General features: G+C 44.1%; 22 protein-coding genes. 18 read left to right on the top strand and 4 right to left on the bottom strand.

Annotated features, from left to right (window positions below):
- The first annotated feature begins 4 nt into the window (after window positions 1–4).
- The 6 genes from hisC (at window position 5) to RTS10_RS00395 (ending at window position 6,471) form a co-directional block, all read left to right on the top strand.
- Window positions 5–1,090 carry a histidinol-phosphate transaminase gene (gene hisC, locus RTS10_RS00420; RefSeq protein WP_219331248.1) on the top strand — a complete coding sequence of 362 codons (1,086 nt, stop codon included), beginning with the start codon at window positions 5–7 and terminating at the stop codon, window positions 1,088–1,090.
- Between the two features lie 4 nt (window positions 1,091–1,094).
- Window positions 1,095–1,985, top strand: coding sequence for a DMT family transporter (locus RTS10_RS00415; protein WP_101963733.1), 891 nt, complete (start codon window positions 1,095–1,097; stop codon window positions 1,983–1,985).
- Window positions 1,986–4,220 carry a bifunctional prephenate dehydrogenase/3-phosphoshikimate 1-carboxyvinyltransferase gene (locus RTS10_RS00410; RefSeq protein WP_101963734.1) on the top strand — a complete coding sequence of 745 codons (2,235 nt, stop codon included), beginning with the start codon at window positions 1,986–1,988 and terminating at the stop codon, window positions 4,218–4,220. It begins immediately after the preceding gene.
- Window positions 4,221–4,345: 125 nt separating this feature from the next.
- A complete protein-coding gene (gene rarD / locus RTS10_RS00405; protein WP_219331250.1) occupies window positions 4,346–5,344 on the top strand; it encodes an EamA family transporter RarD in 999 nt (332 codons plus the stop codon).
- Window positions 5,345–5,355: 11 nt separating this feature from the next.
- The gene (gene folB, locus RTS10_RS00400; protein WP_312538700.1) at window positions 5,356–5,883 is read left to right on the top strand and encodes a dihydroneopterin aldolase; all 528 of its coding nucleotides are present in this window, start codon (window positions 5,356–5,358) and stop codon (window positions 5,881–5,883) included.
- Window positions 5,884–5,922: 39 nt separating this feature from the next.
- Window positions 5,923–6,471 carry a 2-amino-4-hydroxy-6-hydroxymethyldihydropteridine diphosphokinase gene (locus RTS10_RS00395; RefSeq protein ID WP_312538699.1) on the top strand — a complete coding sequence of 183 codons (549 nt, stop codon included), beginning with the start codon at window positions 5,923–5,925 and terminating at the stop codon, window positions 6,469–6,471.
- Here the strand turns inward: RTS10_RS00395 and RTS10_RS00390 are convergent.
- On the bottom strand, window positions 6,468–8,183 hold the full coding sequence (locus RTS10_RS00390; protein WP_312538698.1) for a sigma 54-interacting transcriptional regulator: 1,716 nt from the start codon (window positions 8,181–8,183) through the stop codon (window positions 6,468–6,470). The genes RTS10_RS00395 and RTS10_RS00390 overlap by 4 nt on opposite strands.
- A gap of 159 nt (window positions 8,184–8,342) precedes the next feature.
- The gene (locus RTS10_RS00385) at window positions 8,343–8,624 is read right to left on the bottom strand and encodes a subtilase-type protease inhibitor (protein ID WP_007116663.1); all 282 of its coding nucleotides are present in this window, start codon (window positions 8,622–8,624) and stop codon (window positions 8,343–8,345) included.
- A 432-nt stretch (window positions 8,625–9,056) separates the two neighbouring features.
- On the opposite strand from RTS10_RS00385, the gene RTS10_RS00380 reads away from it, so the two are divergent.
- The 6 genes from RTS10_RS00380 (at window position 9,057) to iscX (ending at window position 14,071) form a co-directional block, all read left to right on the top strand.
- Window positions 9,057–10,106, top strand: coding sequence for a ribonuclease Z (locus RTS10_RS00380; protein WP_312538697.1), 1,050 nt, complete (start codon window positions 9,057–9,059; stop codon window positions 10,104–10,106).
- A 222-nt stretch (window positions 10,107–10,328) separates the two neighbouring features.
- Window positions 10,329–11,450 carry a Re/Si-specific NAD(P)(+) transhydrogenase subunit alpha gene (locus RTS10_RS00375; protein ID WP_203171873.1) on the top strand — a complete coding sequence of 374 codons (1,122 nt, stop codon included), beginning with the start codon at window positions 10,329–10,331 and terminating at the stop codon, window positions 11,448–11,450.
- A 43-nt stretch (window positions 11,451–11,493) separates the two neighbouring features.
- The gene (locus tag RTS10_RS00370) at window positions 11,494–11,856 is read left to right on the top strand and encodes a proton-translocating transhydrogenase family protein (RefSeq protein ID WP_076776182.1); all 363 of its coding nucleotides are present in this window, start codon (window positions 11,494–11,496) and stop codon (window positions 11,854–11,856) included.
- Between the two features lie 11 nt (window positions 11,857–11,867).
- Window positions 11,868–13,256: an NAD(P)(+) transhydrogenase (Re/Si-specific) subunit beta gene (locus RTS10_RS00365; protein WP_156652118.1), complete on the top strand. Its 1,389-nt coding sequence runs from the start codon at window positions 11,868–11,870 to the stop codon at window positions 13,254–13,256.
- An 88-nt stretch (window positions 13,257–13,344) separates the two neighbouring features.
- Window positions 13,345–13,857 carry an acyl-CoA thioesterase gene (locus tag RTS10_RS00360; RefSeq protein ID WP_203171874.1) on the top strand — a complete coding sequence of 171 codons (513 nt, stop codon included), beginning with the start codon at window positions 13,345–13,347 and terminating at the stop codon, window positions 13,855–13,857.
- 13 nt (window positions 13,858–13,870) lie between these two features.
- Window positions 13,871–14,071, top strand: a complete 201-nt coding sequence (gene iscX / locus RTS10_RS00355) for a Fe-S cluster assembly protein IscX (protein ID WP_007116656.1) — start codon at window positions 13,871–13,873, stop codon at window positions 14,069–14,071.
- A 228-nt stretch (window positions 14,072–14,299) separates the two neighbouring features.
- Here the strand turns inward: iscX and dapE are convergent, their stop codons facing one another.
- Window positions 14,300–15,538 (bottom strand): succinyl-diaminopimelate desuccinylase, encoded by a 1,239-nt coding sequence (dapE, locus tag RTS10_RS00350; RefSeq protein ID WP_312538695.1) that lies wholly within the window; start codon window positions 15,536–15,538, stop codon window positions 14,300–14,302.
- Window positions 15,539–15,723: 185 nt separating this feature from the next.
- On the opposite strand from dapE, the gene RTS10_RS00345 reads away from it, so the two are divergent.
- Window positions 15,724–16,338: a LysE/ArgO family amino acid transporter gene (locus RTS10_RS00345; protein WP_409455563.1), complete on the top strand. Its 615-nt coding sequence runs from the start codon at window positions 15,724–15,726 to the stop codon at window positions 16,336–16,338.
- Here RTS10_RS00345 and RTS10_RS00340 read toward each other — a convergent pair.
- Window positions 16,321–16,938, bottom strand: a complete 618-nt coding sequence (locus RTS10_RS00340; protein WP_159770231.1) for a 2OG-Fe(II) oxygenase — start codon at window positions 16,936–16,938, stop codon at window positions 16,321–16,323. The two genes, RTS10_RS00345 and RTS10_RS00340, sit on opposite strands and share 18 nt — an antisense overlap.
- A gap of 133 nt (window positions 16,939–17,071) precedes the next feature.
- Here RTS10_RS00340 and RTS10_RS00335 point away from each other — a divergent pair, with 133 nt between their 5' ends.
- The 5 genes from RTS10_RS00335 (at window position 17,072) to RTS10_RS00315 (ending at window position 24,991) form a co-directional block, all read left to right on the top strand.
- A complete protein-coding gene (locus RTS10_RS00335) occupies window positions 17,072–17,959 on the top strand; it encodes a 23S rRNA (adenine(2030)-N(6))-methyltransferase RlmJ (RefSeq protein WP_076776193.1) in 888 nt (295 codons plus the stop codon).
- A 128-nt stretch (window positions 17,960–18,087) separates the two neighbouring features.
- Window positions 18,088–19,017, top strand: a complete 930-nt coding sequence (gene pssA / locus RTS10_RS00330) for a CDP-diacylglycerol--serine O-phosphatidyltransferase (protein ID WP_312538693.1) — start codon at window positions 18,088–18,090, stop codon at window positions 19,015–19,017.
- Window positions 19,018–19,185: 168 nt separating this feature from the next.
- Entirely contained in the window at window positions 19,186–20,850 is a 1,665-nt protein-coding gene (locus RTS10_RS00325; RefSeq protein ID WP_312538692.1) for an alpha/beta hydrolase family protein, read from the top strand.
- Window positions 20,851–21,308: 458 nt separating this feature from the next.
- On the top strand, window positions 21,309–24,122 hold the full coding sequence (gene gyrA / locus RTS10_RS00320; RefSeq protein WP_312538691.1) for a DNA gyrase subunit A: 2,814 nt from the start codon (window positions 21,309–21,311) through the stop codon (window positions 24,120–24,122).
- A gap of 173 nt (window positions 24,123–24,295) precedes the next feature.
- A complete protein-coding gene (locus RTS10_RS00315; RefSeq protein ID WP_312538690.1) occupies window positions 24,296–24,991 on the top strand; it encodes a glutathione S-transferase in 696 nt (231 codons plus the stop codon).
- Window positions 24,992–25,145: the final 154 nt, after the last annotated feature.

The following is a 25,145-nucleotide window of genomic DNA, read 5'->3' as shown; positions in this document are numbered from 1 at the left end:
TGATATGACGATCCAATCGGTCAATCACAGTATTGAGCAGTTAAAAGCTTATGAAATGGATAAATCCAATGAAGAGCTGACCCGTGAGTATGGCTTGGGTGACATCGTTAAATTGGCGAGCAATGAAAACCCCACGGGCTGCTCGCCACACGTGACCTTGGCAATCACGTCAAAACTGGGCGAATTATCGCGTTATCCTGATGGCGCAGGGCAGGGGCTTAAACAAGCGTTAGCCGATTTTTTGGGCTGTGAAACAAAACAAATTGTGTTGGGTAATGGCTCTAATGAGTTACTCAATAACATTACTGCAAGCTTTGCCGATGGCGATGATGTGATTGTGTATTCTCAATACGCGTTTTCGGATTACGAATTGGCGTCTTTGGGTATCAATGAGCGAACCCAACAAGTTGCTGCCAAAAATTTTGCCCATGATTTGCCTGCGATGCTTGAGAGCGTCAATCAAACTGCCAATTGTAAAATGGTGATTATCACCAATCCCAACAACCCCACAGGCACCGTGCTCGTCAAAGATGACCTGATTAAATTCATCAAAAAAGTGCCATCGGAGGTGATGGTGGTGATTGATGAAGCTTACATCGAATTTGTACCAACGCTCAGCTGTGTAGATTTGATCCAAGAGTATGACAATGTCATTGTGCTACGTAGCTTTTCCAAAGCTTATGGACTGGCAGCCTTGCGCATTGGTTATGCCGTAAGCAGCGCAAGCATTGCCGAGATTTTAAATTATACGCGTCAGTCGTTTAATACCAGTACGTTGGCGCATGCCGCCGCCACAGCAGCGATTAAAGACCAACATTTTATTAACCAATATTTGGCGTTTAACCATGAGCAAAGACAAGCCTTATATGATGGCTTGGATAGCTTAGGTGTCGTCTATGTCAAATCAGCGACCAACTTTGTGATGGTCAATGTCGGTGATGGCATGGACATCTACCAAACTTTGATTGAGCAAGGTGTGGTAGTGCGGCCGATGGTTGGCTACGGTCTGCCAGCCTGGATACGTGTGAGTGTGGGTTTGCCTGAAGAAATTAATCGTTTTTTAGATACGTTGGCGCAGGTATTGAGCTAAGCCAATGTTAGAAAAAAATCGTGAAGTATTTTGGCATTTTTTAGCGTTATTTGTGGTCATCGTTTGGGGAACAACATTAGCAAGCACCAAGGTGCTGCTGGCGGATATGTCACCCATTCAGATTTTGCTGTATCGGTCGTTATTTGCCTATGGGTTATTGTTTGCCATGTCACCTAGACTGCAAACCTTTAGTAGTGTAAAAAACGAAGTGTTGTATTTTTTGTCGGGGCTGTGCGGTATCACCTTGTATTTTTTGCTAGAAAATACCGCATTGCTATATACCTATAGTAGTAATGCGGCGCTGCTAGTCACAGCATCCCCCTTGTTTACGGTGCTGATTGCCAGTTTTATCATTAAAACCCATGCCTTTAGCAAGTTGCTGTTGATAGCCTGTGTGATGGCGTTGGTTGGCGTGGCATTAGTACTGGCTAATCAGCCGATGAGTTTAACCAATGGCATGCTAGGTAATATTTTAGCGATATTAAGTGGGTTGGCGTGGTCATTTTTTGGCTTTGCTAACAGTGCAATTAAAGATGCGCTCAACCCGATGGTACGCATGCGTAAAGTGTTTTTGTATGGCATAATCACCGCGTCGCTGTATATGCTTGTGACAGGTGAAGGCTTTATCAACCTTCATGCGTTTACGCCCATTAATCTGGCAAATTTACTGTTTTTAGGTGGTATCGCTTCTGCCTTGTGTTTTGTGTTGTGGACCAATGCCAATAAGCATTTGGGCGTGGTGAAAACCTCGCTGTATATTTATTTTATTCCGCTCATTGCGGTATTGTTGGGTGTGGTTTTATTGGGCGAAACAATCACCATCACCACTATGTTGGGTGGGATTTTGATTGCGTTGGCAGTCTTTTTAGCAAATTATAAAAAATCGGTAAGTTAAATGTTTGAAAAAGTGTGTTTTATTGGGCTAGGGCTCATCGGCGCAAGTTTGGCACAAGCCATGCGTGATAAAAAATTGGTCAAATCAATTGTGGCGGTCAGCCGTTCACAATCAACCATTGATAAAGGTATCAACTACGGACTGCTTGATGCAGGATTTGATGATGCTGCCCTTGCGGTGCAAGGGTCAGACTTGGTGGTGATAGCCACGCCGGTAAAGGCGGTCAAAAAAATTTTTGAACAAATCAAACCCTTTATTACCGATAAAAGTATTATCATGGATGTGGGCAGTACCAAAGGCAATATCATTGCAGACGCCAGCGCGGTGTTTGGTGACGATATGCCCAAAGGTTTTGTGCCCGCCCATCCGATTGCCGGCGCAGAAAAATCAGGGATTGATGCGCGTAATGCCAAACTATTTGATAACCACAAAATCATCTTAACGCCCCTCGATACCACGAGCAAACAAGCGGTTAAAAAAGTGATTGCGCTATGGGCACAGACTGGCGCAGAAGTGGTGACCATGTCAGCGGATTATCATGATAAGGTGCTCGCGCGTACCAGTCATTTACCCCACTTGCTAGCCTACAATCTAGTCGCGCAATTAGCCAAGCACAACGACAATATGGATATTTTTCGTTTCGCGGCGGGTGGCTTTCGGGATTTTACCCGTATCGCCGCCAGCGACCCAACCATGTGGCATGATATTTTTTATGCCAATAAAACCGCGTTACTCGATGCCATTGATGAATTTAGTGAGCAATTAAGCCAGTTGAAAGCAATTATTGAAACCAATGATTCTGAGCGGATGCTGGGTATATTGACCCAAGCCCAAGCCGCTCGACAACATTTTGGACATATGTTAAATAAAACGCCTTATTTGGAAAAACAAGCCATGAAGCAAACTTACGTTATCGCCCCAGCGCAACAATTTGAAGGCAGTCACACCGTCGCAGGTGACAAGTCTATTTCTCACCGTTCGATTATGTTTGGTTCGTTAGCCAAAGGCACCACCACGGTGACAGGGTTTTTGGAAGGTGAAGACGCACTCGCTACTTTGCAGGCCTTTCGCGATATGGGCGTAGTGATTGAAGGTCCAAACCAAGGCAGAGTAGTGATTCATGGGGTTGGATTACATGGGTTAAAACCCTCGCATGATCCGCTATACATGGGTAATTCAGGCACCAGTATGCGCTTGTTATCAGGTATTTTATCAGCACAAAAATTTGATTCGGTGATGACGGGCGACCCGAGTTTATCCAAACGTCCAATGGAACGGGTCGCCAAGCCTCTGCGGGATATGGGTGCCAAAATCCAAACCACGGGCGAAAAAGGTACACCGCCGATTAGTATCACAGGCAACCAAACTTTAACAGGTATCCGCTATGAAATGCCGATGGCATCAGCGCAGGTGAAATCGTGTTTGCTGCTAGCAGGGCTATGGGCACAAGGCACTACCACGGTAATTGAGCCAGAAGTGACGCGCGATCACACCGAGCGCATGCTGACGGCATTTGGTTATCCTGTGACAGTATCAAAAGTGCACAATGGCAATCAAATTAGTGTAACAGGGGGCGGCGAATTAACGGCATGTGATATCGCAGTGCCTGCTGATATCTCATCGGCGGCATTTTTTATGGTCGCAGGTGCCATCGCCCAACAAGGCAATGTGACCATCAAAAAAGTGGGCATCAATCCCACGCGCACCGGCGTGATTGATATCTTAAAGCTGATGGGTGCTGATTTGACATTGACCAATGAAACCACCGTTGGCGGTGAGCCAGTTGCCGATATTGTGGTGAAATCTTCAAAGTTGCAAGGTATTGAGATTCCTGAGCACTTGGTGCCACTCGCCATTGATGAATTCCCTGTGTTGTTTGTGGCAGCAAGTTGTGCCACGGGGAAAACGGTGCTACATGGCGCAGCTGAACTACGCGTTAAAGAATCTGACCGTATTCAAGTCATGGCAGATGGGTTAAAAACCTTAGGAATTGCCTGTACCGTACTCGATGATGGCATTGAAATTGAAGGTCGCGGTGATGTGGCACAGGTATTTGGCGGTGGTGAGATTGAATGTCACCATGACCATCGCATTGCCATGAGTTTTACTGTGGCAAGTTTGCGCGCAAGCGATACGATTACCATTCATGGTACCGAAACGGTCAATACTAGCTTCCCTAACTTTGCTGAACTGGTCAATAGTGCAGGATTGCAAGTTAAAGTAGTGACTGACTAAACCCTAGGTGAGCTAAATTTGTATCACTGTCGCAAGTCTTTACATGGATGACATGAAAACTAAGATAGACTATGACTTTCTTAGTTTTTACTTTTTTATAAAAAATAAAATTTATCGTTGTATTAATGAAAAATCAAATCCCCGAACATCAAATCCTTAAGAGTCAAATCCCCCAAAGTCAAACCATTGATATCATCAATAGTGACATTCCGACCCGTGCCGTTGATATTACTGACCATGAAAAACCAACCGTAGTGACCACCCCCAAAGGCGTATTGACCGCACTGGCTGCTTTTTTGATTTGGGGTTTTTTCCCCCTGTATTTTAAGCTACTCAAAGAGTATGATGCGATTGAAATCATTGGGCATCGAATTATTTGGACGTTTGTCACGATTTTACTGATCATGACAGTGACCAAAAACTGGCACTGGGTAAAAGTGATTCAAGCCAACCCAAAATGGCTACTTTATACTGCCGTTTCGGGTGCGATTATCTCAGTCAATTGGTTGGTGTACGTGTGGGCGGTCAATCATGATCAGATTTTGGAAGCCAGTTTGGGCTATTATATTGGTCCGTTGATGGGTATTTTACTATCCCTTGTGGTCATCAAAGAAAAACTGCGTCCTTTGCAATGGATGGCAGTGATTTTGGCAGCGATAGGTGTGGCGATTCAGTTAGTCGTGCTGGGTAAATTGCCGTGGGTATCGTTAGTGTTAGCGAGTAGCTTTTCTGTGTATGGTTTGATGCATCGCCATACCCCGCTTGACGCACTGTCTGCGATGTTTATTGAAACGGCATTATTGGTGCCGGTCTTTATTGGCTGGTTTGCTATGCATAATGTTGCTAGTAGTCAGTTAGATTTTTGGCTGTCGCCATCAATTTTTTTATTGATGATTGCAGGGCCTGTGACCTTGATACCTTTGCTCATGTTTAATAAAGCCACCAAAATGGTTAATTTTAGCTTATTGAGCTTTTTAAATTATTTGACCCCGTCCATGATTTTTTTATTGGCGATATTCTTGTATCATGAGCCTTTTAACATTTATAAATTGATTACCTTTGCCTTTATTTGGACAGGGTTGGTATTTTTTAGTTATGATTTAATCAAACAACGAAATACCTAACGAGAGTAAAAATGACTACACCAGAAACCACCCAACAAACTAACCTTGAAACGCCCCATACTAGCACGCAAGCACCCACACAAAAAACCATGCATGAATCGCTATATTCAGCGGCGGATGCCTTACATGCGATTGCAAACGAAAAGTCCAACAGTCAGCCAATCAAGCTGACGGGCAATTCAACGGATATGGTATTTGTGAAGGGTCTCAAAGTCGATGCCGTGATTGGCGTGTATGAGTGGGAGCAGCAAATAACCCAACCATTGATTTTTGATATTGAAATGGTGGGCTGTCAATACCAAGCGTCGCAGACTGATAATATTCAAGATGCCATCAATTATAAAAGTGTCAGTGAGCGTGTGGCTGAAGTGAGCATTGCCAATAAAGTGGCGCTATTAGAGCGGTTAGCGCAATTGGTCGCTGAGATGATTTTGGCAGAATTTGCCCCAGAAAAAGTCACAGTGACGATTCATAAACCCACCGCCATCAAACAAGCCGATAGTGTCGGGGTTAAAATTACCCGTTTTCAGCAAAATTAATTAGCCTAAGCAAAAATATGTTTATTTGAGCATTTGAGTATGAGTGTACCACCGCGTGATGTCATAGTCATCGAAGCCTGTGTTTTGTCGTTAGCCAGTAATGTCAAACAATCTTATTATTTACAAAAAGTCAAAGACTGGCTGCAAAACTTTGGCACGTTGACCCTCAGCGCGATTCATAGTAGTGAAGATACTTGTAGTGATAACAATTTAAACGAAGATTTAAACAAGCAAACATCCAATACACCGGTTTATTTTAACCAAGTGGCATATTTAGACTTTGCGCAGCCAATAGATTATTGGCAATGGCTACAACTCACCAAGCAGTTTGAACAGCAACAAGACAGACTTCTGTACCAAAAACCCGCTGTTACATTAGACATTGATATCATTGCGGTAAAATGCCTGCATCAAATTGACAATATCGACAATAAACTCGATGAAAAAGGCAATCGATTCGTGCTATTTGCTCAATCAGCAAACCAGTGGTTAGGCATCCGCCGGCGTTTTCCACTAGCTTGTTATGACCAAGTAGGGATAGTAGATTTATCAAAAAATATCGATTTGTCCTTTATCCGAAGTTTTTAATCCTCATCGCTATCACTATGAATATCACTGTCACTATCAATGCCCAATTTTTTCATACGGTAGCGCAGTGAGCGAAACGTTGTATTTAACAGTTTAGCAGCTTGGGTGCGATTCCAACCACTGCAGTTGAGCGCCGCGATAATGACTTTTCGTTCTTGATTCATCAAATATTCTTCCAGCCCTTCGGCAGGCAGTTGACCTTCTTCAGCGGCGGGCTGGGCTAAATTAGGTGCATTGATATTCCCTATCGGCGCATCTAAAGTTAACGATTCATGGGTTAACGCATCATGGGTGGATTGGGTTGGTGTGGGCGTGGGCGTAAGTTGAATATTGGGTTTGACTTTGTAACCACTTGCAAACAAGTTGCTGCCATAGGAAGTATTGATGGGGCTGTTGGAAGCGGATTTAGGCTCGGCTAAGGGCTCAACTTTTGGCGCGCTCGGTTGACTCGGTATTGATAAGACGGATTGATTGGGGGTTTCTGTGATTTCATGAGTTTTTTGGATTTCATGGATTTCATGGATTCTAGGAGTGTCAGGCGATACGTTGGCGGCTGATAATGGCAAATTCAAATGATGGGCTTCAATCACATTATCATCAGCTAGGGTAATCGCCCGCTCTAAGATATTTCTTAATTCACGCACGTTGCCTGCAAAGTGATGGTTTGTCAATTGAACCGCGGCTTCATTGGATAATGTCAGTGGCTGCGCTAGTCCCCAATCGTCTGCAATCAAAGAGATAAAATGATTGGCTAACAGTAAAATATCATCACGCCGTTCATTGAGACTGGGTAATTTTACTTCAATCACGTTGATGCGATAATATAAATCTTGTCTAAATTCACCCGTTTCGACAAGCTTAGCCAAATTTTTATGGGTAGCGGATAAAAGACGCACATCCACGGCAATCTCTTGGGTGCTCCCAATGGGGCGGATTTTCTTTTCTTGAATGGCGCGTAATAATTTGACTTGCATGGAAATCGGCAAATCCGCTACTTCATCCAAAAATAGCGTGCCGCCATTTGCTTGTTGGAATAACCCTTCTTTGTCTGCGGTAGCCCCAGTAAAGCTGCCTTTTTTGTGCCCAAAGAACTCACTTTCCATCAACTCTGAAGGGATGGCACCGCAGTTAACAGGCACAAAATTGGCAGAGCAGCGCGGGCTTAAATCATGAATAAGCTTGGCAACGACTTCTTTACCGGTGCCCGATTCTCCCCACAAAAATACGGGCGCTTGGCTACGCGCCAATTTTTTGATGGTGGTTTTGAGCTGGGCAATGGCGTTAGATTGTCCGATTAGGCGACTGCTAAAAGGATCATAGACTTCTTTACAATTGAGTTTATTGGCATTTTCCGCCACCTTCAAGGCGTTTTCGACCAACTGGCGTAGCCGTGATAGCTCAAGTGGCTTGTTGACAAAATCAAAGGCGCCCAATTTTAACGCTTCAATCGCCAAATCCATGCTACCGTGGGCGGTAATCACTGCCACAGGGGTTTTGGCATAATTTTTACTGATAAATTTAACGATATCTAGTCCTGTGCCATCAGGAAGTTTGAGATCGGTTAAGCAAAAATCAAAATTATACGCTTGAAGATGGCTGATGCCGGTGGCATAGTCATAGGCGACTTTGGATTCTATGCCCATTTTTTTGAGTGTCATCTGCATCAAGCGACACAAATCTACTTCATCATCAATAATCAATGCTAATGACATACAGATGCAAAACCTTTAACACAAAGTAATTAGAGGGATTATAGCTCTTCGCTTGTTTTATCGTCAGTCAGCTATGGCAAAACAAGCTAGTGCAGACGTTATGGTGGGCTAACTTATGATAGCCCAGCTATTTGCTAGCTCAGTCGCTTACTAACTCATTCACTTGCTAGTCTCTGCCTCACAAGCACCTTTGGTGACGCTCATAGTCTTGTCCATAGCATTGACGCCATTATTTGCCATACAAGCGTTGCCATAGGTTTGATAGCGGACGATGCCATTATTGATAGTTTTGACGCAGACAGGATCATATTGCATGGTGCACATCATCTCAGGTTTCTTGATGGGCTGAGGCATAGGTTGGGGGTTTTGCTGATCTGAGCTAACAGCTTGGCAGCCAAATAAACTTAATGAGAAACAGAGTGGGGTAAAAAACTTGAACATAGCATTTCCTTATTGTGTTCAGTAGGTGATATAAGAGGTGATACAAGCAGCATTGAGTATACCAAAACTCAGTGAAATCATCCCCAATAATAACCCGCTTGCCAAATTATTATTGCTATTATCTGTTACCAAATCTTTAAAACTTAAGCAGGCAGCCCGCCGTCAGCCGTTGGATCAGTAACCAAGCACGCCCCAAATCCGCCTATCCCCAAATACAAGGCTGATGATTAAAGAAAAATTGCCGAATTTGTCAGACACAGCGTAAGGGTTAAAAGGCAAAAGTTAAAAGCTAAGAGTTAAAAAGATTCGTTGAAGTCAATGTCATAGCGCAGTCAAAAGTTGTTGTGAAATTTGTTAGCGCATTTTATTTTATAGTTAAATTGATAAAGATTCACTATAACGATGTAACACTCGTTTGATCAAGAGGCAATCATGTTAACACTCACTTTTTTGGGTACATCAGCAGGGATACCCACCAAACACCGCAACGTCACCGCGCTTGCTGTATCACTCATCAATCCTTATAGCAAAGCAAAAAACGTCCCTTGGGTATTAGTGGACTGTGGGGAAGCCACCCAGCATCAATTACTCAAAACCCCGTTGTCCGTGATGCAGCTAGAATTGATTTGTATCACCCATGTGCATGGTGACCACTGTTATGGCTTGCCAGGGTTACTGGCAAGTATGGCGATGAGTGGGCGCAAGCATCCATTAACCCTTATCGCTCCACAAGCCATTGCCGATTATCTTGCAGCCGTGCAAGCCACGACAGCGCTGATGATAAGTTTTGACATTAATTTTATCGCCATTGAAAATAGAGCGCAGGGAGATAGTTACCAACCCATCACGCTGGATTTGACAGATGACCATCAGCTACAAGTTGACGTGATTGCGCTATCACACCGTGTCCCTAGCCATGCCTTTAAATTCACCCAGCGCCTGTCCAAAAAAACCTTATTAACCCAAAAACTCACCGAGCTTAACGTGCTAGATAAACGGTTATGGGGCAAACTTAAATACGGTATTGATGTCGATCTAGATGATAACACCTTGCTAAAATCCGCGGATTTTGTCACCACCACGCTGCATAAAACCGTGCTGATAGTCGCAGGCGACAATGACTCACCTGAGCTATTAGCCGATGCCATATCAGATACCGATGTGTTGGTACACGAGGCTACTTATACCCAAGCAATCGCTGATAAACGAAAAGTAGCCCCTAACTATTTTGACTCCATGCATTCAACCGCCAAGCAAGTTGCCGATTTTGCGCAGCTATCACAAATAAAAAACCTGATTTTGACCCATTTTAGCGCGCGTTTTCAACCTTTTGATAAACCTAGCAGTAAAACTTTGAATATGTCAGATATTCGGGCAGAAGTGGCTGCCAGTTATCAAGGTAATTTTTGGCTTGCCCAAGATTTTGATGAATTTGAAATCGACAATGGCAACCTTAAAAAACGCAATACGCAAATAAACTAACCCTCAAAAAGCTATCTTGTTAAAAGAAAATTTTGTAAAAAGTTTTATTGATAACTTTTTTTTATACGCACCAGTCAAATTTACTTGTTATTCCGCCTAGAATTATTTTGCATAATTAATTATATTTATGGTAATTTAATTATCATTTTTTTAATTTATAACTGTCTAAGCTAATCGTCAGTTGTGGATTGAGAATCCAACCGAACCGCTTGAGGAGAGTGTATGCAAATTGGTGTACCAAAAGAAACTGCATTATATGAAAATCGGATTGCGATTACCCCCGATACCATTAAAAAGTTCATCAAGTTGGGTCACAATATTGTGGTCGAACGCGATGCAGGTAAAGGTTCGTTTATTACCAATGATGCATTGGAACAAGCAGGGGCACAAATTGTTGAGGATGCGATCTCAACAAGTGATGTGGTGCTGACGGTCAATAGCTTGCCGATCGAACAAATCAACCAGCTAAAACAAGAAGCGATTGTCATCGGTATGATGAATCCGTATCGCAATGCCAATTTGCAGGACTATGCCAATCGCCACGCCAAAGTGTATGCCATGGAGCTATTGCCCCGAACTTTGTCGCGGGCACAAAACATGGACGTGCTGTCATCCCAAGCCAACTTGGCAGGTTATAAAGCGGTGATTTTGGCTGCCAACCAGTTTGGTCGTCCTTTCCCCATGTTTATGACATCGGCAGGTACGGTGAAACCTGCGCGTATTGTCATCCTAGGCGTGGGCGTCGCGGGTTTGCAAGCGATTGCCACCGCGCGTCGTTTGGGAGCGGTTGTGGAAGCCAGTGACTTACGTCCCACCGTGCGTGATCAAGTGGAGTCAGTCGGTGGTAAATGGCTCGATGTTCCCATGAGCGATGAGGAAAAAGCCAAAGCCAAAGACACAGGCGGCTATGCTTGGACACCGTCTGAGCAATATATCAAAGACCAAGCCGCGGTTGTCGATAAAGCAGTCAGCCAAGCAGATATCGTGATTACCACGGCTCAAATTCCTGGTCGCAATGCCCCGCGTTTGATACACCAAGCTACCATCGATAAAATGAAATCTGGCTCAATTCTACTTGATATGGCCGTAGAAACAGGCGGTAATGTGGAAGGCTCAGTGGTGGGACAAAATATCATCACCCCAAACGGTGTTACCATCATGGGTGTGCCCAATATTCCATCGACCTTGGCGGCGCAGTCATCGGCATTGTATGCCAACAATTTGTATAACTTTTTTGCAACCTTGATGGATGACAATAAAGTGTTTGCGCTTAATCCAGAAGATGAAATCCAAAAAGCCTTGCTGGTTACTAGCCAAGGTCAAGTATTGTTAGCCAGTCGCTAACCTAATTTTCATTTAATTTTACCTATCGAGGTTAGGAGGTTTTATGTTATTGACCCTATTAGCGTCTGCGACATCTGCCACCCCATTTGTGGCAATCTTTAGTATCTTTGTTTTGGCTATTTTTGTGGGTTATTACGTGGTTTGGGGGGTAACACCTGCACTGCATACCCCACTCATGGCAGTGACCAATGCCTTATCCAGTATTGTCATCGTCGGTGCCATGCTGCAGACCGTCAGCATCAATGGGGATATGTTTACCCCAACAAGTCTTTTGGGGGCGTTTGCGGTATTTTTAGCCAGCATCAATATTTTTGGTGGTTTTTCGGTGACGGAACGTATGCTAGCGATGTTTAAATCAAAAGATAAAAAAGCCAAAGCTGAGCCAAACAAAGAAGGAAATGCTTGATGAATGAGAATTTGAATTGGGTCGCCCAACATGCGGATTGGTTTTATTTGATTGGTGCGGTGCTATTTATTTTAACCTTACGGGGTTTATCAAGTCCAAAAACCGCCATCCGTGGTAACCGATTCGGTATGATAGGTATGGCGATTGCCATTATCACTACCTTTTTCTTGGCACCCAGTCCGGTATTTGTATTAATTGTTGGCGCGATGGTGCTAGGCGCGGTGGTCGGCACTTGGAAAGCACGTACTGTTGCCATGACGCAAATGCCAGAAACCGTGGCTTTGATGCACTCTTTAGTCGGTCTATCGGCAGTTGCCATTGCACTAGCGAGCGTGTTGCATACAGGCGTCGAGCATAGCACCATCGCGCGGTTTGAGTTGTTTGTGGGCTGTTTTATTGGTGCAATTACCTTCTCAGCGTCAATGTTTGCTTTTGGTAAATTGGCGGCAAAAAGCTGGGCAAAGACGATTAAAGGCAGTTGGGTAAAACCTGTCCAAGCGCTATTGTTCATCGCGATGTTAGCATTTGGTATTATGTATTTTACCACCCAATCTATGCCAGCGTTTTATGCCATGACCATTTTGGCTATTATTTTTGGCTGGATGTGGATTGCGCCGATTGGTGGCGGTGATATGCCTGTGGTGGTATCGCTACTCAACTCATTCTCTGGGTGGGCAGCAGCCGGTATCGGTTTTACCCTAGGTAACTCAATGTTGATTATCGCAGGGTCTCTGGTGGGTTCATCTGGGGCGATTTTGTCCTACATTATGTGTAAAGCCATGAACCGTTCACTGCTCAACGTATTGTTTGGCGGTATGTCAAGCAGCTCAGCCGCTGCGACAGAAGAAGATACCGGACCCAAAACTTACCGTACAGGCTCACCTGAAGATGCTGCCTTTATGATGGAAAACTCTAGCAGTGTCGTCATTGTGCCAGGCTATGGTATGGCGCAAGGCCGTGCCCAAAATGCGGTAAAAGAGCTTTATGAAATGCTCAAAGAAGAAGGCGTGGACGTGCGTTTTGCCATTCACCCCGTGGCAGGTCGTATGCCAGGTCATATGAACGTACTATTGGCTGAAGCAGATGTGCCGTATGAAGATATCTTAGAAATGGATGAAATCAATTCCGACTTTGCAGGTACAGATGTTGTGCTGATTATCGGTGCCAATGACGTGGTCAACCCAGCGGCAAAAGACGATCCAAACTCACCGATCTTTGGTATGCCAATTCTTGAAGCAAACAAAGCGCAAACCGTGATGGTCATCAAACGCTCAATGAGTGCCGGCTACGCAGGTCTTGATAATAGCTTGTTCTACATGGACAAAACCATGATGATCTTTGGCGATGCCAAAAAAGTAGTAGAAGACATGATTCGCCATATCAATGGTACAGGTCACTAAGTTTTTGTAACTTCAATCAACCCTGACTAACCAGTTTAGTCAGGGTTTTTTATTTGCTATAATCAGGCGGATATCACAAGGAAAATTCATGAATTTATTACTTCGTTACCTTATCTTATGTTTGATGCTAAAATCCGATAAAGCAAAGTCATCCAAACCAAGCTATAGCGATGCGATCATCCGCTACTATCGGATTTTGCCACATGATATGGGGTTTCGTCACCATGTGCCTAATTATCGCTACTTAAGCTTTATTGAGCTCAATATCCAGCAGTGGCTGATGCAGCAACGTCCAACGGACAAGCTAGGTTGGGTGATTGCATCGCAACAATTAACTTATATCAAAGAAAGCTTTTTGTTTGATAAATTGGCGCTTCGCAGTCAATTATTGGCTTGGGATAAAAAATACCTGTATTTTCGCCACGAGTTTTGGGTGAAAAATGACTTAAATGTGGTGGCACTGACCAAAATTGTATTGATGTTGGATGGGCAAGTGCAACCGACCAGCGTCATTGTACAGCAAGATGAACAAGCTCATCCTGTCATCAAAACTTGGCAAGACAATCTTAACGAAATCAAAAAACTCACCCCCATCAAATAACTGGAGAAAAAATATGTCCCTCAAATGGAACGACACGTTAGAAATTGCCATTCAACTTTCTGAAAAATACCCTGATGAAGACGTGCAATATATTCGTTTTACCGATTTGCATCGGTATGTGACGCAGTTGGAAGAATTTGGCGATGACCCAACCAAATCGACCGAAAAACAACTAGAAGCGATTCAAATGGCTTGGCTAGACGAACTAGATTAAGCTGAATGCTAGATTCTTCTTCATACTAGATTGTTAATGAGCAGTAGCTAAATTAATTTACCCATGAAAAATTACCCACGTTTGCTTAATGCGTCAGCCAAAAATAACATTTTTTGATGTCATTGACTTGGGTAAATAATCATTTGCCAACCTCACGAAGATTGCCAACCCCAGCAAAATTAGCCGTATCACTGGGCTGTTAGCATGCCATATGTAGGTTAACAGTATTTAGTTTAACAGTAAGTTTTGTAATATTTGCTCATAAATTGCGGCAAGTTTGCCCAAGTCTTCAACTGCTACACACTCATCAATTTGGTGGATGGTTGCATTACGCACGCCAAGCTCAACCACTTCAGGCGACCTATTGTCAACATTCAGCGTTGCGATAAAACGACCATCTGAAGTGCCGCCTGTGGTTGACAGCTCTGTATCTGTCCCTGTCACGGCTTTAATCGCGGATTGACAGGCGCCGACGAGGTTGCCTTGCGGCGTCAAAAATGGGTTGCCTGATAATTTCCAATTGATGTGATAACTGGCTGCACCGTCTTGAAAATGCTTGTCAAAAATCGCATGGGTGGTCGCTTTAAGTTTCTCATCGTTGGTCTCAGTTGAAAAACGAAAATTAAACTCAGCGCTTAAAGTTGCAGGAATCACATTGTTAGCCCCAGTGCCTGCATTAAGGTTGGAGATTTGCAGGGTGGTGGCGGGAAAATACGCATTGCCATTGTCCCAAGTTTGGCTACAAAGCTCGGATAGGGCTGGCAAGGCATAATGAATAGGGTTCACTGCCAAATGCGGGTAGGCAACATGACCTTGTTTGCCAGTGACTGTCACAACGGCGCCAAGCGAGCCACGGCGACCATTTTTGATGATATCGCCCAAGGTGTGAGTGCTAGAGGGTTCGCCAATCAAGCAATAGGTTATGGGTTGGTTGCGCGATTGCAATGTTTCTACCACTTTGATTGTACCGTTGACCGAAGGACCTTCTTCGTCAGCGGTGATTAAGAAGGCAATTGAGCCGTGATGATTGGGGTGCTTGGCGACAAAATTTTCAACAGCGACAGTAAATGCCGCAATCGCTGTTTTCATGTCTGCAGCACCACGCCCATACAGTATGCCATCTTTGATAGTAGGCTCAAATGGCGGATAAGTCCATTGGCTGACATCGCCCGTGGGCACGACATCGGTATGTCCTGCAAAACATAATACGGGCGCCTGCGCCTGCCCACGACCTTGACGAATTGCCCATAAATTTTTGACTTCTGCTTCGCGTCCTGTTGCACCTTTTTCACCAAAGTATAAAAATTCACAATCAAACCCAAGGTGGTTAAGCCGCTCAGCCAGTATATTTTGACAGTCAAGGTCAGTTGGCGTCACTGATGGCTCGCGCATCAGCTGTAAACTTAGTGCTAAGGTTTGCGCTTGAAGGTGGTCTAAATCAGTGGCATTACTGGCATAATCAGTCATTGTCGTTTCCTTAAAATCTCTCAAAAAGCTCGCTTATTTGCGCTGCATATTAGCATAAATTAGCGCCTTAGCGGGTCGCATTGTTCGCAATCGCTCAGGATTTTGGCTACAATACGCTTTTTTTCTCGCTATGCTTTTTTCTTATTGTGCTTTTTTGTGTTTTTTGCGAATGTTACTGGGGACGTGTGATACCGATGAATATCTCTACTTTTTTAATGGGCATGAGCGTGTGCTTTTCGTTAATTTTGGCGATTGGGGCGCAGAATGCATTTGTGCTGAAACAAGGGCTAAAACAACAATTTGTGTTTATCGTGTGTTTGATTTGCGCATTATCTGATGCGGTATTGATTACGGGTGGCGTGTTTGGTTTTGGCAAGCTGATTTCGCAATTCCCGCTGATTATCACCATCGCAAAATACGCAGGGGCGTTGTTTTTAATTGTGTATGGTGCTAGAAGTTTTATTGCGGCTTATCAATCAGACCAATCGCTCGTGGCGCAGGGTGAAGACGTTGGTAATTTAAAACAAGTGATTGCCATGTGCTTGGCATTTACTTGGCTTAATCCCCATGTGTATTTAGATACGGTGATTTTGCTTGGGACGATTGCATCACAGGTTACCGATAAACTGGCGTTTGCGTTGGGTGCAATTTTATCTTCGTTTATCTTCTTTTTTAGTTTGGGTTATGGTGCGCGTGTGCTGCAGCCGCTATTTGCCAAACCACTGTCTTGGAAAATTCTTGATATCCTTATCGGGATTGTGATGTGGGGGATTGCGGCAAGTTTATTGCTGGCTAATTAGCCCATCTTTTCTCATCCAAGTGGCAATGGAGAAGCGTTCACGATGGGTAATTGCGACTTGATGGACTAAGTTACTGTTAAAAATCACCAATCTGTTACCTTGGGGCTGTAATTGTTGTTGTGTTTCATGCTGATCGATGACGACAATTTCACCGCCATCGTGCACGCCCCAACCCTCATTGAGATAAAAAACCGCCGATAACACACGTTCATCACGCCCTTGCGGATTGTCTGAATGCCACTGATAACCAAAACCTGCAGGGTAGCGGGCATAATGGGCTTCACTACGGCGAATGCCGGTGTATAAGGTTTGATTAAAAAATTGCGCGAGCTCATTAATCGCTTGTAGATACTGCATACCAATCGGACAGTGCTCATCAATCCAGCGCGTGCTATCCCCGCGAATGCTAGTGATTCGCTCACCCTGCGTCAAATTGGCGGCTTGGTAATCAATCAAGCCACTCTCTTTTTGTAACGCCTGAAAAAATTTGACGTCAAAACAGTCATCTAGCACGATAAACCCGTCATTAACCAAACCGTCAAGCTGTGCGTCATTTATTTTTTCAAACCAATTGGGCAGGATAAAATTCAACTCTGGCATATGCGCTATGTTTCCTCCACTATTGTTTAAACATTTAACTGGGCAATTTTTAGCAAAAACTTCTAGCAAAAACTTCGCCAATTTTTGATAGCTATGCTACCATACCTGCTAATTTGTTTACGAAAAATTTATTATGAATTATCAACACAGCTACCACGCGGGCAACTTCGCTGATGTGGTAAAACACGTTTTATTACTCCAATTACTTGAGATGATGAGCGCCAAGCCAAAACCTTATTATATTTTGGATGCGTATGGTGGGCGCGGTTTGTATTCACTGGCCAGTGATGAAGCCAAAAAAACTGGTGAAGCCATCCATGGTATTACCAAACTGCTAGCGCAAGATAACAGTCAAGCGTCACAGGCGGTGCAAACCTATTTACAAGATATTGGCTACGCCAAAAAATTCTACGATAAGCATGTGTATCCAGGTTCGCCTTGGTTTATTGCCCATCACATCGAAAAACAACAAGACGCTCACCCAGAGATTAACAATCGCGCCGAAGCGTTTGAATGGAAAGCAAGCGAGTTTGATGCGCTCAACTACCAACTGCACCAATTGCCCATTGGCGTGCAACATCGCAATGCCTATGAAGGGATTTTGGCGGTACTACCACCGCAAGAAAAACGCGGGTTGATTTTAATCGACCCCCCCTTTGAACAGGAACACCGTGATTTTAGCGCATTGGTAGATTTATTGGTAAAAGCGCATAAAAAATGGTCAACCGGGGTGTTGGCTCTTTGGTACCCCATCAAAAACAACGACGCGGTTGAGCTGTTTTATAAAAAAATGAAACGCACCGAAATCCGTCGTCAGTTGGTGCTTGAGCTGAATATTTTCCCACCCGATTTGCCGATGGGCTTAAATGGGACGGGTATGTTGGTGATTAATCCACCGTGGCAATTTGATGCTAAAGCAGAAGAAATTTTGCAATATCTACAGCCAATTTTGCAGCATCCTGAAAGCCCACAAATGAGTGTGGAGCAGCGCACCAAAGTACAATGGTTGGTTGGCGAATAATTCACACTTGGCGGGTTAACTGGTCATCAAACCCGCCAAATTTTGCAATTTTTTACCGAGCTCGATGCACCTAGCAACAGAAAATTTATTATAGACGACCTGCAAGAGACAACCTGCAAGGATAATCAATGAATAACGATAATAATAACCAACCAACCCTTATCAAGACGCCCATCGACGCATTACAACAGCCGCAACAGCCGCAACAGCACACTAAGGATATCAATCCAATTCAGCTTGAGCATCAGCGAAACCGTGAATTGGCAGAAACCGATGACTATGATGGGCTCACCTTTGAAGTCATTGAAAATGCGCGTGTCGCTGACAAAACGATTGCGCAAAAAGGCGTTTATTTAATTCCCAATTCATTTACGCTATTGTCGCTGCTTGCGGCATTTTATTCGATTACCCAAAGCGCGTTGGGAGAAGGGCATTATATGCGTGCCTGTGTGGCGATTTTTATCTCGGCATTGCTAGATGGATTAGATGGTCGGGCTGCAAGGCTGTTCAATGCACAAAGTCCCTTTGGCGAGCAGCTAGACTCGCTAGCCGACTGCATCGCGTTTGGACTTGCGCCTGCGTTATTGATTTATCATTATGCGTTAGAGCCGTTGGGGCGTATTGGTATCGCTTGCGCCTTTGTGTATGCTGCCTGTGCCGCGTTGAGACTGGCGCGTTTCAATGTACAAATTGGTGTTGTTGATAAAAAATACTTTGTCGGGGTAGCAAGTCCGTTAGCCGCTATTTTAGTCACGACGTTTGTGATGGTGCATATGGATTGGCAAGTTGAATTGCCGGCGACCAGTCCCGCTTTTCAAATTTTGGCAGCCATTTGGGTAGTGATTGCGGGCTTTTTGATGGTGAGTAATTTAAAATACTATAGCTTTAAAGAGTTTGATAAAAAGCGTGTCCCGTTTGTGGCATTGATTTTGATTGTGTTTGCGCTCGGTATCGTGCTGTATAATATTCCTGCAGGACTGCTGGCGATTAGCGTGATTTACGCCTTATCGGGCCCAGTAACTGCGGTTTGGAGCAAGCTTAAACGCAAACCTGTTTAGAGCTACTTTAGGTTTTTTTGTTTCAGTAGTAATTTTTTTTAGAAACGGATGTTCAAATAGTATAAAAACTGGCATGATGAGCGTATCGTTTTCATGCCCGTTTTTTTTGGGTAACATGATGCGTTGTTCAAGGATATGAACCATTAATTTCCTCATAAGGAGTATGAGATGCACCGTCAGTCTGATTTAATCCACCCTGCTTTTAACCTAACCAAAATTTTTATCTCCGTGTGTTTGGCATCAACCTTAGCCGCTTGTGGTAGCGATAATGATTCCACTACAACGCCACCTGCCAAAACAGGCGTTGCTTCACTGCCCACAGGTAATTTAATCAAAGATCCATTAACGACCAAAAATCTCACCGCCAGCGCCTTAACCCAGTTATTTAATACCACAGACCCCGATTTTAGCAAAGTTGCAGCTACGCCCAAGTGCGGTGTGCGTGTAGAATACATGCAATATGATACCGTCGATGTCAAAGGTAATAAGACCGATGCGACGGGTGCTGTGTTTATTCCAACAGGCACGGATGCAAGCTGTAGCGGCAATCGACCCATTGTACTCAATGCCCACGGTACGGCAACGACCAAAGCCTATAATTTTGCAGAAGTCGGTAATGCCAACAATGAAGCAGGACCGGCGGCGACATTGTTAGCGGCTTTGTTTGCAGGGCAAGGCTATGTGGTTGTCTCACCCAATTATGCAGGTTATGACAAATCAAGCCTAGCTTATCATCCGTACCTCAATGCACAGCAGCAGTCACACGAGATGGCAGATGCGTTAAAAGCAGGCAGGGAAGTGATACGCCGCACCGGCAGTGCGACCAATGTCGCTGACAATGGCAAATTGTTTATCACAGGTTATTCCCAAGGTGGCTATGTCACCATGGCAACCACGCGCTATCTTGAAACGCTCAAAGAACCTGTGACAGCGGCGCTGCCAATTTCTGGACCCTATGCCATGGAAGCCTTTGGTGATGTGGTATTTGGTGGCAAAGTCATGCTCGGTGCGACGTTTTTTGTCCCGCTGATGGCTCGCAACTATCAAGAGCAGTATGGCAATATTTATGCCAAACCCAGTGACATGTTCGCGCCAGCCAATGCCGATGAAATCCCCTCGCTACTACCTAGCACCAGCATGACTGATATGCAGCTCATTTCAAGTGGTAAATTGCCTGCCTCAGCGATGTTTCAAAAAGCGCCAACGGGCAATTCAACGCTGGATGCGTTATCACCATCTGACCCAGCATTTAGCTTTGGCTTTGATACGACGCAGTATTTAATCAAAAATGACTACCGATTAGGGTACTTGGCGGATGCCCAAAAAAATATCGATTGGGCAGTGCCTTATTTACAAGGTTATACCAACTATAGCCCAGTGCCTGCTACACTGCCTGAACATCCCCTACGTAAAGCGTTAAAAGCCAATGACTTGCGTGGCTATTTACCCACAATGCCTGTCATTATGTGTGGTGGTAACCAAGATCCGATGGTGTTCTTTGACGTCAATAGTAGTTTAATGAAAAAACTATGGGACACAGATACTAATAAAACTAGCGCGACCAAGTTGGGAATTATTGATATTGATGTCACCAATCGTGCAACGCGTCAAAAACCGGTTTATCAAACGTTAGGTTTTGATACCGTCAACAATAATAGCATCCAGTCTCAGTCAGAAAAAATGCAGGCAGGATTTGCTAGCAAAGTGCAAAATATTGCGGCAAATGCGGCTGCCAACGGGGGCAATCCATCACAAGCCGTTGCTATGCAATATCATGGTTTAGTCACGCCATATTGTATGGGTGTGGCACAGACATTGTTTAGCCAGTTCTAAATTTGTCATATCTACTAAACATATACGTATATAACTGACTCCAATTTAACAAAGCCTGTTTATCAACAGGCTTTGTCATTAGACAGTTTGATATCGAGCCTCAGATTTAATCCGATTATTTTATAGCTTGTAAAAATAACTGGTAAAGTTTGGGCAGTTTGCCATGGGGGTAAAATAACACCCGTCAAAGCATGATATTTTGATGTTACCGTCGACATTTGGCGGTGGGTTAACTGCTAAATCATGCGTTTTATGCTATAATTGTTCCTTTTTACTATCCTAAAAATATTAAGTCATCTGTGTTACTTTTCTAAAAGTTTTGATTGGGGTTTTTTGCAGCTTTTGGTCAAAATTGCGCATTGCTTTTAAACGCATGGTTGTTAACTTAGCTATCGCCTTGAAAAGTAAAATAAATAAGATGACTCGTATATTTAAGTAGCTTGATAAAAGGAGCGTGCATGTCCACCGATTCCGTTAGCCCGATTGGCATCGTCGATGAATTAAAACAATCTTATCTCGACTATGCCATGAGCGTAATTGTCTCCCGTGCTTTACCTGATGTGCGTGATGGGCTCAAACCTGTTCATCGCCGTGTGTTATACGCGATGCATGAATTATCAAACGACTTTAACAAACCTTACAAAAAATCGGCGCGTGTGGTCGGTGATGTTATCGGTAAATACCACCCACATGGCGATACTGCAGTGTATGACGCGATTGTGCGTTTGGCGCAGCCGTTCTCAATGCGCTATATGCTCATCGATGGTCAAGGTAATTTTGGCTCAGTGGATGATGACCCTGCCGCAGCGATGCGTTATACCGAAGTGCGCATGCAAAAACTTACTCACCAAATGCTGGGTGATTTGGATAAAGACACTGTGGATTGGGAGCCAAACTATGATGGTTCAGAGCAAATGCCAAGCGTCATGCCAGCCCGTATTCCAAATTTGCTTGTTAATGGTGCCACAGGCATTGCGGTGGGTATGGCGACCAATATGGCGCCACATAATCTGACCGAAGTGATTAATGCGTGTTTGGCGTATGCCGATGATCCGCACATCTCGGGTGAAATGCTTATGCAGCATATCACCGGTCCTGATTTCCCAACAGGCGGTATCATTTATGGCCGCTCAGGCATTGTCGATGCTTATCGCACCGGTAAAGGTCGCCTGCATTTGCGCGGCAAATATCACATCGAACCGATGAGTGAAACGGGCGCCAATAAAGAGCGTGAGCGTATTGTATTTACTGAAATTCCGTATCAAACCAATAAAGCAAAACTGATTGAAAAAATCGCAGAATTGGTACGCGATAAAAAACTTGAAGGCATTAGCGAGATTCGTGATGAGTCAGATAAAGATGGCATGCGTATCGCTATTGACTTAAGACGGGGTGAAAACGCGGAAGTCATCGTTAACAATCTATTTATCCAAACGCCTTTAGAATCGAGTTTTAGTATCAACATGGTTGCCTTAGATGAAGGTCAACCTAAAATCATGACGTTGCGTGATTTGATTGCCGCTTTTGTGCGTCACCGCCAAGAAGTTGTCACTCGCCGTACTATTTATGAGCTCAAAAAAGCGCAGGCGCGTGGTCATTTGCTAGAAGGGCTAACGATTGCCCTTGCCAACATTGATCGTATTATTGACACTATCAAGGCATCGGCAAACCGCCAAGAAGCCCGCGATAACTTACTGACCAATACTTGGCAGTCAGGTGGCGTGATTGCCATGTTAGAGGCAGCAGGCAGTCATTCGATTCGCCCCGATGTGATTGAAGGCGAAGACCTAAATGCCCCATATGGACTGATTGATGACAACCAACATTATCGTCTATCGCCTGACCAAGTCAATGCTATTTTGGATATGCAGCTGCACCGTTTAACAGGGCTAGAGCAAGACAAGCTACAGCAAGAATTCAAAGAAATCTTGGCACTCATTGCCCAATTACAAAGCATCTTGGATAACTTTGACCAATTAATGCAAGTAATCAAAGACGAATTAATCCAAATCCGTGATGACTTTGGCGATGCGCGCAAAACCCAAATCGTCGATAGCCGCAGTGACTTTAGCCGTGCTGATTTGATTCCTGAACAGACCGTTGTGTTGACTGTTTCACGCACGGGTTATGCCAAAACCCAGCCTATCAGCGACTATATCGCCCAAAAACGCGGTGGCAAAGGCAAGTCAGCCACTGCCATGAAGGCAGACGACGTCATTGACCATATGGTGGTCACATCGACACACAACAATGTGATGATTTTTACCGATCGTGGCCGTGTGTTTGGGTTACAAGTGTTTGAAGTGCCTATTGCCAGCCGTGGTTCGCGTGGCCGTCCGATGGTCAATTTGATTGCGCTCGATGCCGATGAAAAAGTCACCGCCATCTTGCCTGTGACTGAAGACGACAAGCAAAATGACAATAGCTATGTGTTCTTTGCAACCGCATCGGGTATGGTAAAACGCGTCCAATTGTCACAATTTAAAAACCTTCGTGCCAACGGACTTCGCGCTGTTGAACTTAACGACGGCGATAACTTGATTGGCGTTGCCATTACCGATGGCGAGCAAGACATCATGTTATTCTCCAATGAAGGTAAAGCCATTCGCTTTAATGAAAGTAAAATCCGTGCGATGGGTCGTACCGCAAAAGGGGTACGTGGTATGAGGGTGACGCTACTTGCCAATCAAGGTATCGAAGACGAGGACACCGAGCTTGAAGACGATAGCCAAGATGACCAAGACAATGACAGTGTCGTTGCGGTTAGCCGTGTGGTGTCGTTGGTTGTTGCCCCACAGCAGGGCGAGATTTTATGTGCTTGTGAGCGGGGCTTTGGCAAACGTACACCTGTCTCTGATTTCCCTGTAAAAGGTCGTGGCGGTAAAGGCATTATCGCCATCAAAACCACGGCGCGTAATGGTGAGCTGGTGCAGGCGTTAGCGGTAACCGATGCTGATGATATTGTGCTGATTTCTGATGCCGGCACGCTGGTGCGTACACCTGTCGGGCAAATCGCGCAAACAGGTCGTAATGCGCAAGGGGTCACCCTGATTCGTATTTCACAAGATGAATCATTGGTTTCCATCGCTTTGGTTGAAGGCGGTAGTGAAGACGAGCTGGACGAAGATAGTTTAGAGGCAGCATTGGCTGACAATATCGCGCAAGACAGCGCTGATTTACGAGACAGTGGGGATTTGCAAGACATCGAGTTGTCTGACGCGCTGCAGCAAGATGGTTTACTAGAAGCGGATGCACAACAGCTAGATGACTAATTTGTAGCCTTGCTATTTATAACGTCGTTTTATCAAACCAGCTTATCAATCAATAAGCTGGTTTTTTTTCTATGAATTCTACAATTTCGCAACAGCCAGCAAGTTTAAAGCCTTATAAAATTTGAAATTATCTTGTTCAAACAACCTTATTACATTAAAAGACGAGTATACCTATGTCAAAACTGCATCTACATCACCTTGAAAAATCACGTTCATTCCGAATTCTTTGGCTATTAGAGGAATTAGAACTGCCTTATCAGTTGACCAAGTACGAACGCCATCATGGTTTGGCACCCAAGTCTTTGCAAAAAATTCACCCGATGGGTAAGGCACCTATCCTGCAAGATAATGGAAAAACGCTGATTGAATCGGCCAATATCATTGAGTATTTGATTGATAACTATGACCAGTTAAGCGACCAGAAAGATGCACAGCCAATCTCACAACTGGTGCTGAATAAAAAATTTCGCCCAGATTATGGCAGTGAGGCGTATGAGCAGTATCGATATTGGCTGCATTTTACCGAAAGCTCGTTGATGCCCTTGCTTATTATCCGACTAATATTTGCTACCATGATAGAAAAATCACCGATAGGTATCAAGCAAGTGGCAAAATTACTCAAATCAGGGATAGACAAATCTTATCTGAATCATTCATTAACCGAACAGCTCAAAATGCTAGATAAGCATTTGGGTAGCAATGAATGGCTTGCTGGCAACCAATTTAGCGGCGCTGATATACAGCTTGAATTTGGCATAAACGCCATGCAAGAAACCCATAGTTTAGAGGCAAAATACGCCAATATTCACAATTGGTTAAAAAAATGTCAAGCTCGCCCAGCTTATCAAAAAGCGGTTGATAAGGGTTGATGATTGACTGTCAACACAGTTAACAGCTTTACTTTGTTGATAAATTTACTATTCGGTCAGAAAAAACAGTTGTTTTTTTCACCTTTATTTCATAGCTAAATACCTATTAAAAATTAGCAAAAATACATAAATATTGTTTTCATGTAAAATATTG

Origin of the sequence: Moraxella sp. CTOTU47616 (genome assembly GCF_032017465.1) — a bacterium.
GTDB lineage: Bacteria > Pseudomonadota > Gammaproteobacteria > Pseudomonadales > Moraxellaceae > Faucicola > Faucicola tetraodonis.
The sequence above is the reverse complement of the archived record's forward strand: the minus strand, read 5'-3'. Positions and strand labels throughout refer to the sequence as shown.

Excerpts from the sequence above, each read along its gene's own strand:
- gyrA (WP_312538691.1), top strand. The coding sequence starts at position 21,309 with ATGTCCACCGATTCCGTTAGCCCGATTGGCATCGTCGATGAATTAAAA.
- RTS10_RS00380 (WP_312538697.1), top strand. The coding sequence starts at position 9,057 with ATGTTAACACTCACTTTTTTGGGTACATCAGCAGGGATACCCACCAAA.
- iscX (WP_007116656.1), top strand. The coding sequence starts at position 13,871 with ATGTCCCTCAAATGGAACGACACGTTAGAAATTGCCATTCAACTTTCT.
- dapE (WP_312538695.1), bottom strand. The coding sequence starts at position 15,538 with ATGACTGATTATGCCAGTAATGCCACTGATTTAGACCACCTTCAAGCG.
- RTS10_RS00410 (WP_101963734.1), top strand. The coding sequence starts at position 1,986 with ATGTTTGAAAAAGTGTGTTTTATTGGGCTAGGGCTCATCGGCGCAAGT.
- folB (WP_312538700.1), top strand. The coding sequence starts at position 5,356 with ATGACTACACCAGAAACCACCCAACAAACTAACCTTGAAACGCCCCAT.
- RTS10_RS00415 (WP_101963733.1), top strand. The coding sequence starts at position 1,095 with ATGTTAGAAAAAAATCGTGAAGTATTTTGGCATTTTTTAGCGTTATTT.
- RTS10_RS00360 (WP_203171874.1), top strand. The coding sequence starts at position 13,345 with ATGAATTTATTACTTCGTTACCTTATCTTATGTTTGATGCTAAAATCC.
- hisC (WP_219331248.1), top strand. The coding sequence starts at position 5 with ATGACGATCCAATCGGTCAATCACAGTATTGAGCAGTTAAAAGCTTAT.
- RTS10_RS00370 (WP_076776182.1), top strand. The coding sequence starts at position 11,494 with ATGTTATTGACCCTATTAGCGTCTGCGACATCTGCCACCCCATTTGTG.
- RTS10_RS00325 (WP_312538692.1), top strand. The coding sequence starts at position 19,186 with ATGCACCGTCAGTCTGATTTAATCCACCCTGCTTTTAACCTAACCAAA.
- RTS10_RS00340 (WP_159770231.1), bottom strand. The coding sequence starts at position 16,938 with ATGCCAGAGTTGAATTTTATCCTGCCCAATTGGTTTGAAAAAATAAAT.
- RTS10_RS00390 (WP_312538698.1), bottom strand. The coding sequence starts at position 8,183 with ATGTCATTAGCATTGATTATTGATGATGAAGTAGATTTGTGTCGCTTG.
- RTS10_RS00395 (WP_312538699.1), top strand. The coding sequence starts at position 5,923 with ATGAGTGTACCACCGCGTGATGTCATAGTCATCGAAGCCTGTGTTTTG.
- RTS10_RS00385 (WP_007116663.1), bottom strand. The coding sequence starts at position 8,624 with ATGTTCAAGTTTTTTACCCCACTCTGTTTCTCATTAAGTTTATTTGGC.
- RTS10_RS00315 (WP_312538690.1), top strand. The coding sequence starts at position 24,296 with ATGTCAAAACTGCATCTACATCACCTTGAAAAATCACGTTCATTCCGA.
- rarD (WP_219331250.1), top strand. The coding sequence starts at position 4,346 with ATGAAAAATCAAATCCCCGAACATCAAATCCTTAAGAGTCAAATCCCC.
- RTS10_RS00335 (WP_076776193.1), top strand. The coding sequence starts at position 17,072 with ATGAATTATCAACACAGCTACCACGCGGGCAACTTCGCTGATGTGGTA.
- RTS10_RS00375 (WP_203171873.1), top strand. The coding sequence starts at position 10,329 with ATGCAAATTGGTGTACCAAAAGAAACTGCATTATATGAAAATCGGATT.
- pssA (WP_312538693.1), top strand. The coding sequence starts at position 18,088 with ATGAATAACGATAATAATAACCAACCAACCCTTATCAAGACGCCCATC.